The sequence below is a fragment of the Neglectibacter timonensis genome, assembly GCF_900048895.1.
GTDB classification, from domain to species: Bacteria; Bacillota; Clostridia; order Oscillospirales; family Acutalibacteraceae; genus Acutalibacter; species Acutalibacter timonensis.
In genome coordinates this window covers 369,993-387,080 of record NZ_LT160639.1, presented here as the reverse complement: position 1 = coordinate 387,080, position 17,088 = coordinate 369,993, and the positions used below count along the sequence as shown (strand labels likewise).

Annotated in this window: 18 protein-coding genes; 6 read left to right on the top strand and 12 right to left on the bottom strand. The window is 48.4% G+C overall.

All coding sequences use genetic code 11. The features are described 5' to 3' along the window. Positions 1-7: 7 nt before the first annotated feature. From BN3911_RS06880 to BN3911_RS06865, 4 genes are all read right to left on the bottom strand, one after another. A complete protein-coding gene (locus BN3911_RS06880) occupies positions 8-217 on the bottom strand; it encodes a DUF378 domain-containing protein (RefSeq protein WP_066863192.1) in 210 nt (69 codons plus the stop codon). A gap of 286 nt (positions 218-503) precedes the next feature. Next, a complete protein-coding gene (locus BN3911_RS06875) occupies positions 504-1,085 on the bottom strand; it encodes a manganese efflux pump MntP (protein WP_066863189.1) in 582 nt (193 codons plus the stop codon). A 77-nt stretch (positions 1,086-1,162) separates the two neighbouring features. Next, positions 1,163-1,537, bottom strand: a complete 375-nt coding sequence (locus tag BN3911_RS06870; protein ID WP_066863186.1) for a sulfite exporter TauE/SafE family protein — start codon at positions 1,535-1,537, stop codon at positions 1,163-1,165. Continuing rightward, the gene (locus BN3911_RS06865) at positions 1,534-1,893 is read right to left on the bottom strand and encodes a TSUP family transporter (RefSeq protein ID WP_066863184.1); all 360 of its coding nucleotides are present in this window, start codon (positions 1,891-1,893) and stop codon (positions 1,534-1,536) included. The genes BN3911_RS06870 and BN3911_RS06865 overlap by 4 nt, the downstream gene beginning before the upstream one ends. A gap of 173 nt (positions 1,894-2,066) precedes the next feature. Between BN3911_RS06865 and BN3911_RS06860 the strand changes: the two genes are divergently transcribed. Continuing rightward, a complete protein-coding gene (locus tag BN3911_RS06860) occupies positions 2,067-3,455 on the top strand; it encodes an MATE family efflux transporter (protein WP_066863181.1) in 1,389 nt (462 codons plus the stop codon). A gap of 137 nt (positions 3,456-3,592) precedes the next feature. On the opposite strand, the gene BN3911_RS06855 is transcribed toward BN3911_RS06860, so the two are convergent. The 8 genes from BN3911_RS06855 to BN3911_RS06820 all read right to left on the bottom strand — a co-directional run bounded on the left by BN3911_RS06855 (position 3,593) and on the right by BN3911_RS06820 (position 10,289). Beyond that, a complete protein-coding gene (locus tag BN3911_RS06855) occupies positions 3,593-5,251 on the bottom strand; it encodes a recombinase family protein (RefSeq protein ID WP_066863178.1) in 1,659 nt (552 codons plus the stop codon). Positions 5,252-5,379: 128 nt separating this feature from the next. Further along, positions 5,380-5,565, bottom strand: a complete 186-nt coding sequence (locus BN3911_RS06850; protein WP_066863174.1) for a hypothetical protein — start codon at positions 5,563-5,565, stop codon at positions 5,380-5,382. A 147-nt stretch (positions 5,566-5,712) separates the two neighbouring features. Further along, on the bottom strand, positions 5,713-6,651 hold the full coding sequence (locus BN3911_RS06845; RefSeq protein WP_082942149.1) for a phage major capsid protein: 939 nt from the start codon (positions 6,649-6,651) through the stop codon (positions 5,713-5,715). Between the two features lie 13 nt (positions 6,652-6,664). Next, positions 6,665-6,871: a hypothetical protein gene (locus tag BN3911_RS06840; RefSeq protein ID WP_147578542.1), complete on the bottom strand. Its 207-nt coding sequence runs from the start codon at positions 6,869-6,871 to the stop codon at positions 6,665-6,667. Positions 6,872-7,016: 145 nt separating this feature from the next. After that, positions 7,017-7,238, bottom strand: a complete 222-nt coding sequence (locus BN3911_RS06835; protein WP_066863168.1) for a hypothetical protein — start codon at positions 7,236-7,238, stop codon at positions 7,017-7,019. A 13-nt stretch (positions 7,239-7,251) separates the two neighbouring features. Continuing rightward, positions 7,252-7,536: a PaaD family protein gene (locus tag BN3911_RS06830; RefSeq protein WP_066863164.1), complete on the bottom strand. Its 285-nt coding sequence runs from the start codon at positions 7,534-7,536 to the stop codon at positions 7,252-7,254. Positions 7,537-7,539: 3 nt separating this feature from the next. Next, positions 7,540-7,794: a hypothetical protein gene (locus BN3911_RS06825; RefSeq protein ID WP_066863161.1), complete on the bottom strand. Its 255-nt coding sequence runs from the start codon at positions 7,792-7,794 to the stop codon at positions 7,540-7,542. A 176-nt stretch (positions 7,795-7,970) separates the two neighbouring features. Continuing rightward, a complete protein-coding gene (locus BN3911_RS06820) occupies positions 7,971-10,289 on the bottom strand; it encodes a phage/plasmid primase, P4 family (protein WP_187127700.1) in 2,319 nt (772 codons plus the stop codon). Between the two features lie 621 nt (positions 10,290-10,910). Here BN3911_RS06820 and BN3911_RS06815 point away from each other — a divergent pair. From BN3911_RS06815 to BN3911_RS06795, 5 genes are read left to right on the top strand one after another with little or no spacing between them, the layout of a single operon-like run. After that, entirely contained in the window at positions 10,911-11,135 is a 225-nt protein-coding gene (locus BN3911_RS06815) for a helix-turn-helix domain-containing protein (protein ID WP_066863157.1), read from the top strand. A gap of 4 nt (positions 11,136-11,139) precedes the next feature. Beyond that, positions 11,140-13,659: a DNA cytosine methyltransferase gene (locus tag BN3911_RS06810; RefSeq protein ID WP_066863155.1), complete on the top strand. Its 2,520-nt coding sequence runs from the start codon at positions 11,140-11,142 to the stop codon at positions 13,657-13,659. Next, positions 13,652-14,863 carry a restriction endonuclease gene (locus tag BN3911_RS06805; RefSeq protein ID WP_066863152.1) on the top strand — a complete coding sequence of 404 codons (1,212 nt, stop codon included), beginning with the start codon at positions 13,652-13,654 and terminating at the stop codon, positions 14,861-14,863. The genes BN3911_RS06810 and BN3911_RS06805 overlap by 8 nt, the downstream gene beginning before the upstream one ends. 21 nt (positions 14,864-14,884) lie before the next feature. Beyond that, on the top strand, positions 14,885-15,883 hold the full coding sequence (locus tag BN3911_RS06800; RefSeq protein WP_082942148.1) for a Shedu immune nuclease family protein: 999 nt from the start codon (positions 14,885-14,887) through the stop codon (positions 15,881-15,883). A gap of 24 nt (positions 15,884-15,907) precedes the next feature. Continuing rightward, on the top strand, positions 15,908-17,050 hold the full coding sequence (locus BN3911_RS06795; protein ID WP_187127699.1) for an AlbA family DNA-binding domain-containing protein: 1,143 nt from the start codon (positions 15,908-15,910) through the stop codon (positions 17,048-17,050). Positions 17,051-17,088: the final 38 nt, after the last annotated feature.

Below are 17,088 nucleotides of genomic sequence, written 5' to 3'. Positions count from 1 at the left end.
GTTGGAATTATTCTTTTATTTCATCGTTGCCCTTAAACAAAAGGGAAATGCACCAAAGTGCGGCAATGCCCACAAGAGTATAGATGATGCGGGCGACGACGGACGCCTGTCCGCCGCAGATCCAGGCCACCAGATCAAAGCGGAAAATACCAACCAGACCCCAGTTGATGCCGCCGATCACGATCAAGGCCAGCGCGATTCTATCCAGTACCGACATGATACCACTTGCTCCTTTCCGTTTCGGAATTCGAAGCTAGTGTGCGCAGTTTTTTCAGTATTTATACATGCGGCATGTGAAGACGGTTTTTTATGTCTATCAGCGCCCAAAAATGATTCAAAACGGTACGCCCCAAAACCAGAGGCGTTTTGGGACACAGGCAATGGATTATGATATTCCGAAGGGAAAAGCCTGCCGGTATCTTGAGAGCGGATTACAGGGAGAGCCTGGTTTCAGCCACAGCTGTTTTCAGAGATTTAGACCGGGTTCGGAAAGTATGCTGAGTTCATAGGACATCCAAGTGCTCCAGCAGGATTTTGACGCCCATCAAAATCAGGATCAGTCCGCCGGCAATTTCAGCTTTGGATTTGAATTTGGCGCCGAACAGGTTCCCGATTTTTACGCCCAGCATGGAGAGAAAAAAGGCAACAATGCCAATACAGGCAGCCGCCGGAAGGATTGGCGTATTCAAAAAAGCGAAGCCGACGCCGACGGCAAGAGCGTCAATACTGGTGGCGACAGCCAGCGCTGTCATGCTTCGGACCGAAAGATCTGCGCCTGTGCCGGCAGCGTCACATTCTGAGCACCCAGCGCAGCCTTTTACCGCCTCTTTGAGCATATTGACGCCGATCACGGATAACAGCCCGAAAGCGATCCAATGGTCCACACTTCGAATGGCGCTGCTGAATTGCACGCCTACAAAATATCCCACCAGAGGCATGCCGGCCTGGAACAGGCCGAAATACAGGCCCACCAATACCATCTTCCTGGGCGTGGCCCTGCGCATACCCAGGCCTTTGCATACGGCTACGGCAAAGGCATCCATTGCAAGGCCCAGTGCGATTAAAAATAGTTCGAGAAACCCCATTATGTAACAGATTCCACCTTTCGGGAAAAGAGTGGAGGACAAGAGGCAGGGGGATTTTTGTCCTCCGGACACTTTCGTTATGAACCGGTTTTCCTCTTCGACTTGGAAAACAGCTCCCTGCAGCCGATAAACAGCAGGAAAACACCAAAAATCCTGCGCAGTAAGGTGACATCCAGATTGGAGGCCAGCAGAGAGGCCAAAATACAGCTGGGCACTCCGGCAAGGGTACACCAAAGCACGGCTTTCTTTTCCAGAAGGCCGTTTTTCCAGTGGCTGATCAGGGCTGGCAGAGCGCAGCAGACGAAGTAGACCAGATTGATGCCTCCGGCGTGAAATTGATCCATACCGGATACCAAGGTGAGCCAGAGGATGAGCAGCGTACCGCCGCCGATGCCGAATCCGGAGAGGATACCGGTAAGCAGTCCTGCCAGTACAGAAAAAAACCACATCATAGCGCCAGCACCGCCCGGATTCCACCATAGAGAATCAGCAGCCCAAAAATACGGCGCAGGAAATTCAAAGGTACCTTCTGAAATACCAGCCCTGAAATTACTCCGCCGATTCCGCCGCCCAGCAAATAGGGCCATGCAGTGGAAAAATCCAGGGCACCTTTGGTAAAGTACACCACGGAAGAGACGATGGACAGGGATAAGATAATTGCCACCGAGGTGGCAAAGGCCTTGCGTTCTTCCAGCTTGCTCCACCTGGTCATCAGCGGCACCAGAAAGAGGCCGCCTCCGGAGCCAAACAGACCGTTTGCCAGCCCGCCCAAAGCTCCGGTTACCACATATTTCCATTTTTCCTTCATGATTCGTCCAGTCCTTTACACCCGGCTTTAAAGTTGTTCTTCAACTGCTTCCGCATTTTCCTGCTTTACTCAGTGTTCCCCTCTGCGCGTGAAAAATTCCGGGTGACAGTATTGGCAAAGCGTGTTATAATTTAGTATCATATGCAACTTTTTGGAAATGGGGCTTTAAAAAAATGGAAGAGATGACTGCTCAGGAAAAACAATTTCACAAAATGACGGAAACTCCGGTGCCGGGGCTGGTGACAAAGCTGGCGGTCCCCACCATTATAAGTATGCTGACCACGGCGATCTATAACATGGCAGACACGTTTTTTGTCTCTCAGCTGGGCACCAGCGCTGCAGGTGCCGTGGGAATCGTGTTTTCCCTGATGGCGCTGATTCAGGCGGTGGGCTTTATGTTGGGCATGGGCTCCGGCGCCACCATCTCCCGCCTGTTGGGCCAGCAAGAAAACAGGGAAGCCAACCGGGTGGGATCCACGGCTTTTTTTACGGCGCTGTTTTTCGGCTTACTTCTGACTGTGACGGGGCTCTCCTGGGGCAGTGGCCTCATGCGGCTGTTGGGCGCTACGGAAACGATCCTGCCCTATGCTCAGGCTTATGCCCAGTACATTCTGTTCGGCGCGCCGGTCATGTGCGCTTCTTTTGTTCTCAATAATATACTGCGTTCTCAGGGACGCGCCACCCTGTCTATGATCGGTATCGCTACGGGGGGTGTGCTGAATATTGCGCTGGATCCCCTGTGTATCTTCGTGCTTGACTGGGGAATTGCGGGCGCGGCGATCGCCACACTGTTCAGCCAGTGCTTGAGCTTCTGCATCATGCTGTTTTTCTTCCTCAGCGGCAAAAGTACCGTGCGCATCAGTATCCGGTCTGTCTCCCGGAAGCCCGGCGTCTATTGGACCATCATTAAAACGGGACTTCCATCCCTGTTCCGGCAGGGTCTGGCAAGTATTGCCACTGTTGCGCTGAATGTCAGTGCTGCGGTATACGGCGACGCCGCTGTAGCGGCAATGTCCATTGTAGGGCGGATTATGATGCTGATCGGTTCCGCCATGATCGGATTTGGCCAGGGCTATATGCCGGTGGTTGGCTTCAACTACGGGGCCAAGCGTTTTGACCGGGTGCGCCAAGCCTTTCGTTATGCGCTGGTGGTGGGAACGGCGTTCCTGACGGTCCTCGGTGTGGTTGGGTTTATTTTGGCGCCACAGCTGATGGCGCTGTTCCGTGCGGATGATCAGGCGGTGATCGAAATCGGCGCGTTTGCCATGCGGGCGCAATGCCTGACACTGATGTTCCAGCCCGTTTCCGTACTCTCCAATATGACGTTCCAGACGGTGGGGCGTTCCTGGCAGGCAACTTTTGTCTCTTCCTGCCGCCAGGGCGTGTTTTTCCTGCCTTTCATCTATCTGCTGCCCGCCCTCTTTGGGCTGACAGGTGTGGAAATCACCCAGACAGCTGCCGATTTCTGCACGTTTCTGTGCTGCATCCCTTTTCTGGTTCGTTTTTTCCGGGATCTCAGAAAGGAAGAAGACCTGGGAAAAGCAGTTCCGGCAGTACGGTGATAGCTGTTTTCTCCACTGTGTTTCCGGTTACGAAAGGAAGGCACGCCTGGGGGAAATAAAAAATGCGCCATAAAAGGGGGTCTCACTAAGGGATTTTATTCCTTGGAAAAATATCGGCATAGTTTGGAGAAATCCGGCTATGCCGATTTTTTCTGTTCCTGGGGCAGTTCGACTGCTCCAATGAAGTTCCAATGAATGAGAATGGTCTGCTTTTTCGTTCTGGTACCCGGCACCTTCTCCGGCTTGAACACATCGATGCGCTCCACCAATGCTCGGATGATCTCGGCATCCAGTTCCTTAACCTCGGTGTACTTCTTGACCTGTGCGAGGAAGGAATCGATGTTGAGCCTCTGTGCCTTGGCTTTTGAGAGGGTCTCACGCAGGACGATCACCCGTGCTTGGAGGTCTTTCTGCTCCTGTTCGTAGGTGGCGGTCATCTTGGCAAAACGCTCATCGGATATCTTTCCATCGAGGTTATCCTCATAGAGCCTTTGGATGATGCCATCCAGTTTGGTGATGCGCTGTGTGGCCTGTTCCAATTCACGGCTGTACTCACGGAACTGGCGATTGAGGTCGCGCTCGTTTTTCTTGGTAAGCAGTTCCACAAATTCGCCCTCGCGGTCACGCACAAAGGCGAGCATCCGGTTGATCTCCGTCAGCAGAATCTGCTCCACCTGCACATTGTGGATCTGGTGGGATGTACATTTTCCTTTCTGCTTGCGGTATGTGGCGCAGACGAAATGCTCCTGCTCATGCGTCCACCCTCTGGCTCGGACTTGGTACAGTTTCGCACCGCAGTCTGCACAGAACAGCATCCCAGACAAGACCGGCATTTCACCCATCGGCGTGAGCCTGCGTCTGCCGTTGCGAATATTCTGGACAATTTCAAAGGTCTCCTGGTCAATAATGGCTTCGTGGGTGTTCTCAAAGATCACCCATTCGGACGGGTCATTGTTGACCTTTTTCTTTGATTTGTAGGATTTCTTCTGGGTCTTGAAATTGACTGTGTGACCCAAGTATTCCATTTTCACCAGAATATCTGCTACTGTGCGCTGTTGCCAAGCGTAAATGTCCTCCGGCTCTCTGGCAGGGGTGTTGATGCCCATGCGGTGGAGATGCACTGTGGGAACGGGTATCTGACGCTGTGACAGTGCCTTGGCTATCTGCGAAGGCCCCTTTCCGGCTACGCACATTTTGAAGATGTCTCTGACCACATCGGCTGCGACCTCATCCACGATCCAGTGATGTTTATCGTCAGGGTCTTTGAGATAGCCATACGGAGGATTGGTACACAGCGGCTTGCCGGATTCACCCTTCGCCTTGAACACCGCTCGGATTTTCTTACTGGTGTCCTTGGCATACCATTCGTTGATGATGTTGAGAAACGGAGTAAAATCGCTGTCCTGCTGATTGGCGCTGTCTACGCCGTTGTTGATGGCAATGAACCGGACATCGGCACCGGGCAGCACCACCTCGGTGTAGTAGCCTACCTTGAGGTAGTCTCTTCCCAGTCTGCTCATGTCCTTGACAATGACCGTGCCGACCTTGCCCTCGTCCACCAGTGCCATAAGGCGCTGCCAATCCGGTCTTTCGAAGTTCGTCCCACTGAATCCATCGTCAACGAAAAACGAGGTGTTCCCGAAGCCATTGTCATCAGCGAATTTCTGGAGAATAGCCTTTTGATTCAGAATGGAATTGCTATCGCCTTGAAGTTCATCGTCACGGGACAAACGGCAGTACAAAGCCGTGATCTTATCCGTCGCAATAGTGGAGGACTGTCTATTTAATTGTTTCATGATATGCTCCTTTCCGACAGTCCTCAAGCGGGTACTCTATATTCCCGTACTATTGCGGATAAGTCAAGGGTTATTTGCAGTCTTTGGTGTGAATTTTATGATAACGGCATGGCCTGCCGCACAGGCGCTTATGCAGCCGTAGCCGTGGGTGGCGTCTCCGTATTTTCATTGTTCAGTATCATCCTTTTTACCTTATCATAAAGGTGTTCTCTGGCTCGATCACTTTCAACGGAGACTACGGTGAAAATGGTATCACCGACCTGCATTTCTGTGACCCGGCTCGGTTTCTTTTCAGTAATGGTGTTCACATCCATAACAGTCTCCTTTCCGACCCGGTAGGGCGGGTCTAATCTCTGTGCCTATATAGGCGGACAACGGGCATGGGGTCGCGTGTGCAAATTCGCATAAGTTTTAGGGGGAATAGCCCCTGCAGGACGCTGCCCACAGGAGCCTCCCGGAAATTATGCAGTCATCTGCATGACCTTGATGGCTTCGGGACGGACGAGTTTCCCGTCCAGAAACTCGTATGCCAGATATCCCACGCAATCCACCATCGCAAACTGCTCGGTGAGAGTACGGACACTGACCGGGCGGCGGGACACGATCCAGTAGTAGCTGAAGTCACCGAATGCGATAGGCTTGCTGCCGGATTCGGCAATGGGCATGAACTCGGAGATGCACACCTTGTGACCCAGGATGGTATCGTTGGACTGATTCCAGATGGGCTGTCCGGCGTTATCCTTGAGGGTACGCAGAGCCAGCGCGGTCTCATCGTTCATGATCCAGATGCCGTTCTTGCGATACTCAGGCTTCACAGAAAAGAACAGCTTGACCACATCATCGTAGGTCAGCGCAGAAGTGGTCACACCGACCTCTGCACCGCCGGTCTCTGCCAGAATGCCGGTGGGCATATTCTCGCCGGTGCCATTGATGAAACCGTTATCCTCGGCTCTGCCGAAGTTCTTGGCCAGACGCTTGACCAGATAGTTCTCTACCTTGAAGTAAGGGTCACGGATGAGGGCATCCTCCAACTTGAGGAACACAGCCAGTTTGTGGCTTGCCAGAGCAATATCGCTGAAATCAGCCATACCGTCCGTGATGGGGATCGTGCCGCCCTCCGGTACCCAGACTGCTACATCATCACCCTCTACGGTCTTGATGTTGTAGACATGGTCATAAACCTGGATATCGGTGGCAAGGCTGCGGAACAGACCTTCCTGCTTGATGGCAGCCATGTACTTCTCCTGTCCCTTGGTGGTGAGAGTGAATGCGCCGGTAGCGGTATCGATGCCTTTCACAAGATGCTCTTTGTGACCCTGCTTGCCACGGATGGCATTCCAGAAGTGGGTCTCATAATCGTTGCCCTCGATATGGGGCAGCATTTCGGTATAAGTTTTCATTGCGTTTTCCTCCTTAATGGTTATTAGGCTTGATGGACAGACCGGCCAGATTGCAGTAGTCGGCAAGATCGGCACAGTCCATGTCGAACTCAAGACGCGCACCGTCACGGCGGATGCAGGGTGCCTTGCTGATGGTCAGCGGGATATTGTCCTGTGCATAGACGGTGACCTTGTCATGCTTCTTGAGCTGCTTCTCGAAATAGTCCTTAGTGATGTTCATAGAAATAACCTCCATAATGTTTTAATTGGGTATATTACCCCTTTGAATACGCGATTTTGTGCGTGAGACTCCACGCCCGTTGTCCAGGGGAAAAGCCACAGAGATGTTGACCTCCCCTCCGGGCATGAGGTACGCACGGGTGGCATCAGCCAATGGCGATGACAGGCTTCAAGCAGAGATGGTGCTTCTTGTAGAAATCCATCAGTTCATCGTAAGTCCTAAACATAAAGCTGTGATGACCGCCGTTCACGATCAGATTGTGGTGCTTGACAAAGGTGACGGGAGTGCCATCTGGCTTGTAGAGCGTGATGGAATCGTGCTTGCGGAAGTGTTCCTGCAGGAACTGCTTGGTGATCTTGTTGGACATAGAATTTTCCTCCTTATTTCTTGGCGCAGGCACTACATACATACAGGCCGCGCTTGGTTTCGTTGATGCTCCCGCTGATACGCTTCAGTGCCGAGCCGCATCGAGGGCAGCGGATATAGAAGGTGTCAGCGGAACAGCTGCTTTTGGTGTAGAGCCGGAAGTAGTGAGGTATCATCTCTTCGATCCACATTCCGCTCTGCGCCTTGACTGTGCTGCCGTTGGTTGCGGGGATCATTGCCACTTTCTCCGTACCCTCAGTGTCGCAGTCGATGAGTGGGTAATACTTGATGTCTGTCATGGCTTACACCGCCTGTCCGTCTGCATCGAGGAACCGACCTTTGCAGTAGGCCAGTGCTTCTGCCTTTGTTCCGAAGAACACGGTGGAGAAACCATTCTGCACCTTCCAGATATCCAGGCTCTTGTGACGGGCCACCACTACGGGTGCGCCACGCTTGGTCTGGAAGAGCAAGCTGCACTCATAGTCCTTCTGGGAGAAGTCCTTGGTGCTGAGATTGTTGATGCCCGGCTTCAAGCCGTAAAAGAATCTGTGTTTCATAGCGTTTTGCTCCTTTCGTTGATTTTGGGTGTATGGGTCACAGGATGCTACGCAATCATAGGCACCGCCTCCTTTCCGCACGGGGCAATGTGGCAAGTAATTATGGTTGTTTTCAAGATTTGTTTTCCTATAGAAAAAACCTATAATCATCTGCCACATTGCCCCATGCCGTGTGATTATGTCAGCGGCGGAGCATCGAACTCGGAAATGAGCCGATAGCCGATGAGCATCGTGGTTTTTTCGCCGCCGTGCTTGGGACGCTTGCGGACTACCTGAGCAAAAGCCTGCAGTCCCTGCTTGAAGTTCTTCATGCTCTCCGGGTAGCATCCGTTCTCCTGGCACCATCCCTTATACCGGGCATAGACCGTGGAGGTCAGTTCCTCTGCCGTTTCATCTGCTACCAGGTTGTCCTCAAAGAACAGTGCCATCTTGTCACTGTCATGCTGATAGCGGTCGGTGGCATCTTTTACGGACTTAGGGAGAAATACTCCCTCGCTCTGGAGCAAGCGGTATCCCTCCAACAGCCAGTTGAGGATGGCACTTTGGACACCTTCCTCTGCAAAGCGGCGTTTCAGTGTGGTATCACGGGACTGCTCATCAAAATGCCGGTCAAACGGGATAATGATGATGCGGTCACTGGAGAACAAGGTCATATCGTTGATGACTGGCAGGAAGTTGGTGTTCACATAGATCTTGAACTGCGGTTGGAAGTCAAAGCTGTTCTCGTGAAGGAAACGGGCATTGAGGGTATCGTTGCCGGTCATAGCCTTAACCTTGGCGGCATCCAGCACCATTCCTTTTCCTGGCTCCGGGATATTTACGAAGCGAACACCGGCAAGCCGAGCCACATCCTCGCTGGGCTGTGAGCCATTGGTGTAGCTTTTCATGGCGATAGTCTCCGGGCGGGAGGCACAGCCATAGTCACCAAGCACCTTCAGTACGCTTTCACAGAGGGTACCTTTGCCGTTGCGTGTGGTCACGCCGTAGAGGATGGTCATGCATTCGTGCCGGGTGTCTCCAGTAAGACCATAGCCGAGGATCTTCTGCAGGAACTTGGCTCTGTCGGTATCACCGCTCATGATTTCATCAATGTAGGTGCCGAAACGCTCCGAGTAGGCTGTTGGGTCATACACCACGGGACTGATCTTGGTGAGAAGGTCGGTGCTGCGGTGTTCGGTGAACTCCCCGGTGTCGATATGCAGAGTGCCGTTTTTGCAGTTGAAGATGTAGATGTCCGCATCGAAGCTGCCGTATGGAATGGGATGATATACTTGAGCATCCTTGAGAATATTGACCCGGTTGGAGTGGCTCTGCCATCGGCTGGCGTATTTCATATAGGATTTACGCTTATCCTCGTCCCTTATCTCAAGGGCGAAGGTGTACATGAGGTCAGCCAGTTCCATGCAGTAGAGCATCGCACGGAGATTGCCGGTATCCGGCTGCCATACACCATTTTCATAGTGAAACCACATCTTCCGCTCCGGCACATAGCGCAGTCTGTCTTGATAGAAGTCAGCGAAGATGTGACCAGCGCCAATGTCGTTCCACGGGTATTTGGAGGAATCCATAGGATCAAGTTCCTTCAGCCGTTCCACTCCGAAATCCTCGGCGGCAGAGCGTGGGATGATAGGCTTGTAGTAGTCGGTCATTCGAGCGACTGCCTTTTCGATGGAGATGTTGCCGTAGGTGCCAGCACCACGGAGGGAATCCCACTTTTCACGCATCAAGCCGGACTGTCGAAAAAGCCTGTCCATCTGTGCTTTATCACCGCTGCACCAGAATGCCAAGATGGAAACCAATGCAGCATCCGCTTCGCTTTGGCTCTTGTACCCGGTGATGTCACCGTTCCAGAGCCGCTTGAACTTTTCACCGTTCTGGGCAGCGGATGCTTTAGCAATCACAGCATCATCACTGAGGTAGCTTTCGTTGGGAATGGCAATGGCGGCAGTCGAAGGTGTGGGGCGGCGCATATAGGTGTCGAGCAGCCAAACGAGAGATTCTCCCGTTTCCGTCACATCTGCGCCGTTGATGGTGTTCCCGGTCACTGTGAGGAATCTGTTGGTGTGACCAGGAATGTAGACCTCGATGTTGCCCTTTTTGATGTAATAGGTCTGGGTATCGTATTCAAAGCCGCTCGGCAGCAGACAGAAAATGCGGATGCCCTCGCCGGAGGGACTGATTTCGATGTAGGTCGCACCGAAGCGGTCTACGATGGCCTGCGCCCACGGGAGCAGCTTGCCATCCTCGATACAGTGGTCCAGGTCGATACCCACGATCCGGCCGCAGACACGGATGCCGATGCCGTCATAGCCTGTTGCGGATACCGCAGTCTCAAAGGCTGTGAATGTGGTCGGGTCATCCACATTGGCTTTGCGTCTTGTGCCGGACATATACGGCACCTTGGTCTGATTGCCGTCCCGCAGTTCATATCTCCAGTTGCAGAACTGGCCGTTGTCCTTTAAATACTGCGGTATTTTTTCTAATTGAACTTGCACTGTGTGTGCCTCCTTTCGATTTTGTGTATTGCCCCTTACAGTTAGCACTTGGTCAGCAAGGAGCCGTTTTGACGATGGTTGAGGAAAAATCCCTTTCCACTAACCACTGGAGGTCAGATCTCGGTTTGGCCGAAAACTTTGGAAATTTTCTTCCCTCTATTCCTCTTTGGAGATGGGAGAAGCGTTTTGACGAAGAAAATCATATTTTTATATGAATTTTCTGCCGCCTTCGCTTACATGGGAAAAATGTCAACCCCCACTACCCACTGGAGGTGAGATTGCGGTTTGAACAGAGAACTTAGAAATTTTCTCTCTTCGCTCACCACCGGACATGAGAACGCCGCTTTTTCAACGAAAATCAAAAATGTTTCTTTCCTCTGCCTATAAGCGAAAAATTCGTCCGAATCGAACCCCGTTGGAGAGAGTATTTTTTCTCACTACTTAGTCACGGCGGCGGGGATTTTTTGCCAGGTAAAACAAAAAATCCCCATGTCATTTCTGACACAGGGACAAATAGCATATGAAATCTGTTTGGAAATCGCATATATTTGCGATTGCATCTTGAAAAATTCACATTTTGTCGCTATAATATTGATATACGACTTTTACAGGAGGCATAGTATGTCTGTTTCATATAATCGTTTATGGAAACTTCTGATTGATAAAAAAATGAGTCAGTCCGAATTGCGGAAAGAAGCTGGAATTGCCCCTAATACTATGACCAAAATGCGCCGGGATGAAGCGGTCAACTTAGCTATCCTTGGTAGAATATGTGATGTCCTTGACTGTGACTTTGGGGATATTATGGAACACAAATGCATGAACGATGACAAGGGGGAGGTGTAACGCATTGTTAAAGGATAAGACCATGACATACATTTCCCTGTTCAGTTCGGCAGGTGTTGGTTGCTATGGATTCCACATGGAAGGATTTGAATGTGTTGCAACCAATGAACTTTTATCGAGACGCATGGATGTGCAACGTGTAAATAAAAAATGCAAACTGAACTCCGGCTACATTCCTGGCGATATTACGCAGTCAGCAATTAAGCAGAAGATATATGATGAAATCGACAAGTGGGAAAAGATGGGCAATGATGGCATTGATGTGGTTATTGCAACCCCTCCGTGCCAGGGCATTAGTGTCATCAATCATAAAAAGAATGATCGGGAGATCAACAGAAATAGCTTGGTAGTTGAATCTGTAGAGATTATTAACCGGATTAAACCCCGTTTCTTTGTTTTTGAAAATGTAATGGCATTCCAAAAAACATTGTGCATCACCCCAGATGAGCAGGTCATGCCTATTGGTGAGTACATCAGAAGTGCATTGGGTGCCGAATATATCATTTCCGGAAGAATTCTTAACTTTATGAATTATGGTTCTAATTCTTCCAGAACGAGAACTCTGATGATTGGTGTCAGTAAAAAATATAGAAACAATATCACACCGTTTGATTTATATCCCAGCTTTAGGCCTGAAAAAACATTGAGAGAGGTTATTTTTGATTACCCCCGACTGGAGTGGGGCGAAATTAGCCAAAGTGACTTTTATCATGCGTTCAGAACATACGATCCTGCTATGCGCCCCTGGATTCATGATTTGAAAGAGAGTGAATCTGCGTTTGATAATGCCGATCCTGCAAAACGGCCACATCGTATAGTTGATGGTAAGCGGGTCGAAAACGCTCGCAAAAATAGAGACAAGTACACGCGGCAACCTTGGGACAGATTCGTTCAATGTGTTCATACTCGTAACGATCAGCTTGCAGCACAGAATACCGTCCACCCAGAGCAGGATCGTGTGTTCAGCATCAGGGAACTTATGGATATGATGACCATACCGCATTCTTTTAGGTGGGTCGACTATTCAATTGATGAACTCAATGCAATGAGTGATGTTGAGAAACGGAAAGTATATAAAGAGCATGAAGTAAATATCCGTCAATGCCTCGGTGAGGCTGTTCCTACAGAGATTATGCGCCAAATTGCTGGCCGTATTAAAGCGGCAATGCAAACGAAACGGAGCGATGCAGCCGAGATTAACCGCATCATTGCAGACAACAACCTTGCAGAAAGAGACAATCTGATTGTATTTTTGAGGGACAATCCGCTCAATTTGGACATTGCTTCTCTGATGAGGATCACAGAACTCTGCAATGCACACAGGGAAAAGAATGCGGCATTTTATACGAATAAGTTTATCGTAAATGAAATTATGGGACGACTTCCTGTGTTCAATAAGGAAGAAATTCGTATCCTGGAGCCTTCTGTTGGAGCAGGAAGTTTTATTCCATTTCTGTTCAAGCAGTATGAAAATGTTCCCCATGTAATCCTTGATGTGGTCGATATTGACCCAGCAAGCCTGGAAGCATTTTCTCTCCTGCTGAACCGAATCGGCGTACCTGCCAATTTCACTATCAATCAAATCTGTCATGACTTTATCACCTGGCAACCAGAGCATAGATATGACCTGGCTGTTGGAAACCCGCCTTTCTCCAAGCTGAAGAAGAAAACTCCTGCTATTGCAGAGGCATTGAAAGCAAATGTCAATCAGAAAACGAACAACTTAGCAGCAATGTTCTTGGAAAAGTGTATTCGTTGTAGCGACTGTGTTTCTTTGGTCTTGAACAAGAATATCCTTGCATCCGAAGAATACACCCAAACAAGAGATTATTTGCGGACAGTAAAGATTGATAGCATTATTGATTTTGGGCGGTATGGCTTTACCGGGGTTTCTATTGAAACCATGTGTATGATTATCTATCCTCGGCAAAAGCCAAAGGACACGACTGTTTATAGTATGAAGTACAATATGCAGCATACCCGTAGTCAGGAGTATCTTACCGATCCGGCGTACCCCTCCTTCGTGATTTATCGCGATGAACAATTTGATGAGGTCGCAAAAAAACTCCGATTTGATGTATTTACTGTATTCCGAGATAGGCAGATCACCAAAGCAAATACCGTTGCAAAATCGAATGGCAATTGCCTGTGGGTCATTAAAGCCAGAAATATTGATGACGATGGATTGGGCATAACACATATACCGGATTACGATGTATATCTTCCGATGCAGATTGCTGAAACTGTGTCGGCATCTCAGTTTGTAAACAATGAACGGGTGTACCTAACTCCGAACATGACCTATAATCCGCGGGTCATTGACAATTTGCCAAATACGATTCCTGATGGCTCTGTAGCTGTACTCATTCCAAAGGAAGATCTCCGATTAACAGCGAAGCAAAAGGCGTTCTTTTCGTCCGAGGAGTACAGACGGTTTTATGGGATTGCGCGGAATCTGTCTACTCAGTCAATTAATGTCGACAATAATAGCGTGTATTATTACGGGGTGCTAAGAGATGAATAATAATCTTGTATCGAGGTTTTTAGAAGAACGAAATTATGATGTCCGTATTTCAGGCAATGGCCGTTGGATTGACCAGAAATGTGCTTTTGATGCCGTATGCTTCGTTGCTGACTGTATTATGGACTATATTCAGAGCGGCGGCAGTCAGCCGTTTCAGTCTCCAAATATTTGGAAGTCGGAATATGCCATTACGAACGTTCAAAATATTTTTTGCAAACCCGACCCACTGCGCCGAACTACTCTGGATGAATATAACAAGTTCTTCCGGCAACCAATGAAAATGCTGGCTGCCGCAGGCGTATTGCGTGAGGACGGCGTTGTTCGCAATACCATTCAATTTAGCGTTGCCAATATGGACATCCTGCAGTATATCGCACTTCGGGAGAGAAATGCTTTTGACTTTTTGTGCCTCTACATCGAGAAAACACTGAAAGATAGTGGGCTGTGGGACAGTTTTGAGACATTCTTCGACGAGCAGACAAATGATGCTCTTCAGAGCCTCAAGGATACCTTTGCAGCTTTCTGCATTAAGTACACCCCCATCAACACCGCTGTGGAGGCAAGCAGAATTTTCACCAAGGTTCTCAATCCTCTGGCCTGTAAATACCACAAGAAAGGCACCGCCAAGGGGAAAATATCTCCATCCATGATTACATATGATAAGATCATTTATAATCAGACCAATTGGCGTGATGATGCGGCGGGCAAGGATAAAAATGTGGCACGAGGAGACTTTGTTCCCGTTGCCCAGACTGACGATGAGTACCAGTACCGTGTATCCAGAGCAATAAAGTATTTGCGGCAGTTCAATGACAAATACAATGATGGAAAATCCGAAATTCTGGACCGGTTTTCTGTTGGAGAAAAGGCTACGCATATGCATCATATTTTCCCGAAACATCGGTATCAGGAGATTGCAGAGTACCTGGAGAATTTGATTGCATTGACGAGTGGTCAGCATCTGCAAAAGGCGCATCCTAACGGAAACACATCTGCAATCGACAAGGATTATCAGTACACTTGCCTCATCGCTAAAACCGATAGCATACGGAAGAATCTCATGGATAATCACGGTGAGCCTGTGATTTATGATTTTGCGGATTTTATGTATGTTTTGGATGTCGGTTTGGAAACAGATTATTTCGGAGCGTTACCGCAATACGATTTCGGTGCTGTTCTGACTGGAATAGAGTTCAATTTCTAACTCAGTATTGAGAGGTTTTTTATGGCAAAAGAGTGGAAAAATGTAAGTAAAACAGCCGATGGCCAAGAGTATGTTGAACCCTGCATTTTAGGATCTGGCCCCAGAAGTGCTTGCAAAGCAGTATTTTTTAGAAATTGCCATAAATCCAGCGGCGAGCAAATTGTATCACTTAAAATTGCTCGACAGAAGAAAGTTGGGAATCAATGGATAACCAAGGAAGATAAAGCCATTACTCTTAAGCCTGAAGAAATCGATAAACTAATTGAATATATTCAAGAGTACTATACCCCACTGAATATCGGTATGACTGAGTTCATAGAGGCAGATGAGGATGCAGCCAAGCTATTTACCAAGGTGCGTGATTTAGGCATCTCTGATGATGAGGTTGTATCTAAGTTGATCGAATCCGGTATTTTGACGCAAAACCTTACCGTAGCGATCACTGCTGCAGAACGGAATAATGCAGTCCAAGAATTTGAACATGCAATTGATGTAGAGAGGACGGAATCGTTTTGGCAGAATTGGTTCTCTCAAAACAAATGGGTACTTGGTTCAGATTACCTCAACATTTTGCCGGAGAGAGATATTGATACCAACGACATTGCTGACTACCTAATGCGTTCAATAGACGGATTTCTTGATGTTGTAGAAATTAAACGGCCTGATTTGCAATTTTGGGCAGGGCCAGATTCCCATGGAAATTATTATCCCACTGCTCAGCTAACTGCGGCAATTTCCCAGTGCTTAAATTACCTCTACAGAATTGAACTTCAATCCAATTCCGTAGAATTTATGGAACGTGTGGACGGAACAAAGACTGTAAAGCCACAATGTATGTTGGTGTATGGACGCTCTGACGATTGGGGCGAAGATAAGATGCGTGCTCTCCGTATTTTGAATTCGGCATATCATCAACTTCACATCATTACATATGACCAGTTGTTACTGCGAGCAAAACAGCTGCTCGGTCTTTCTGATCCAGATGATGACGAGGAGGATTATGATTCCCTTCCGTTTTAATAATGAACAAAGAAGGTACTGATAGTGTCCAAATTTCAATACTACTCAATGGATAGCCTTATTCGCTTTTTCCTTGAACAAGGCAAAGAAGGTGACTGCTGGGATTTCAAGCAAGAGTGGCATGAGAATATTGCAGATTTGATTAAGGACATCGTTTGCTTTGCCAACACTGTACACGATGAAAACTGTTATTTGATTTTTGGTGTAGCCGACAACCTGGAAATCAAAGGTATGCAAAAACCGAGAAAGAAACAGGCAGATATTATCGATTCTATATCAAATCTCATTTTTGCAGGGGATGTGTATCCTACTGTGGAAGTAAAGACCATCGTTTTTGATGGTGTTGAATTGGATGTGCTGACTATCTTCAATGTTGAAAACACACCCATTTATTTAAAGAAACAGTATGGGCAGATGCGTCCATGGTGTATTTATACTCGGACGGGCGACAAGAACACACCGGATAACGGAAATGCTGATGTGACGGATATAGAGAATTTGTGGCGAAAAAGACTGGGTCTTACCAAACCCCCATTAGAATATATCTATGATCGGCTACATAACAAAGCAGAATGGACTACTTCCGATAATAGGTATTACAATGTTTATCGCCCAGAATACACGATAGAAATACATCCTAATGACGATGATTTGGACGCAGAGTTCTATGCCTATGCCATGCCGAATTCCAATACTTCCTATGATGAATTAAACATCAAGTACCAGACTACAATCCTCGACTCGTATCAGATTGTCGTTCTTGATGGCGGTAGATTGCAGATTCCTACGCCCACTTGGGGGTATGTATGTCATGACGAATATGGTCTGCACCACAAATACACTTATAAATATTATGTCGGTGGTAGCAAGCGATATAGAATCTTAAGGTTCTTATATGATCCTCAAAACAGTGATCATCGTTATGCTTTTATGCACCTCCAAGATGTTGTGCTATTCTATCGCTCGGACGAGGAAAGACTGGCCTTTGAGGTGTATATCGAAGGGCACCAGAACTTACTGAGCGACAAAATCAGCGAGATTACACGATTCGACCACATCAGTACCGGCTCAGACAGGAAAACAGAGGTTTATAAGGAGCGTCTGAAAACAGGTGTTGCTCTTAATGCACTCCTCAAAGAGTGGCGGAATACACACGATACTAAATAATTAAGTAAAAATTGACCACACATCAGATTTCGCAACTT

What these genes read in the sequence shown, in the direction of transcription:
- BN3911_RS06835 (WP_066863168.1), bottom strand. Translation starts at nt 7,238, where the DNA reads ATGTCCAACAAGATCACCAAGCAGTTCCTGCAGGAACACTTCCGCAAG.
- BN3911_RS06815 (WP_066863157.1), top strand. Translation starts at nt 10,911, where the DNA reads ATGTCTGTTTCATATAATCGTTTATGGAAACTTCTGATTGATAAAAAA.
- BN3911_RS06875 (WP_066863189.1), bottom strand. Translation starts at nt 1,085, where the DNA reads ATGGGGTTTCTCGAACTATTTTTAATCGCACTGGGCCTTGCAATGGAT.
- BN3911_RS06880 (WP_066863192.1), bottom strand. Translation starts at nt 217, where the DNA reads ATGTCGGTACTGGATAGAATCGCGCTGGCCTTGATCGTGATCGGCGGC.
- BN3911_RS06805 (WP_066863152.1), top strand. Translation starts at nt 13,652, where the DNA reads ATGAATAATAATCTTGTATCGAGGTTTTTAGAAGAACGAAATTATGAT.
- BN3911_RS06830 (WP_066863164.1), bottom strand. Translation starts at nt 7,536, where the DNA reads ATGACAGACATCAAGTATTACCCACTCATCGACTGCGACACTGAGGGT.
- BN3911_RS06800 (WP_082942148.1), top strand. Translation starts at nt 14,885, where the DNA reads ATGGCAAAAGAGTGGAAAAATGTAAGTAAAACAGCCGATGGCCAAGAG.
- BN3911_RS06850 (WP_066863174.1), bottom strand. Translation starts at nt 5,565, where the DNA reads ATGGATGTGAACACCATTACTGAAAAGAAACCGAGCCGGGTCACAGAA.
- BN3911_RS06840 (WP_147578542.1), bottom strand. Translation starts at nt 6,871, where the DNA reads ATGAACATCACTAAGGACTATTTCGAGAAGCAGCTCAAGAAGCATGAC.
- BN3911_RS06845 (WP_082942149.1), bottom strand. Translation starts at nt 6,651, where the DNA reads ATGAAAACTTATACCGAAATGCTGCCCCATATCGAGGGCAACGATTAT.
- BN3911_RS06870 (WP_066863186.1), bottom strand. Translation starts at nt 1,537, where the DNA reads ATGATGTGGTTTTTTTCTGTACTGGCAGGACTGCTTACCGGTATCCTC.
- BN3911_RS06855 (WP_066863178.1), bottom strand. Translation starts at nt 5,251, where the DNA reads ATGAAACAATTAAATAGACAGTCCTCCACTATTGCGACGGATAAGATC.
- BN3911_RS06865 (WP_066863184.1), bottom strand. Translation starts at nt 1,893, where the DNA reads ATGAAGGAAAAATGGAAATATGTGGTAACCGGAGCTTTGGGCGGGCTG.
- BN3911_RS06825 (WP_066863161.1), bottom strand. Translation starts at nt 7,794, where the DNA reads ATGAAACACAGATTCTTTTACGGCTTGAAGCCGGGCATCAACAATCTC.
- BN3911_RS06860 (WP_066863181.1), top strand. Translation starts at nt 2,067, where the DNA reads ATGGAAGAGATGACTGCTCAGGAAAAACAATTTCACAAAATGACGGAA.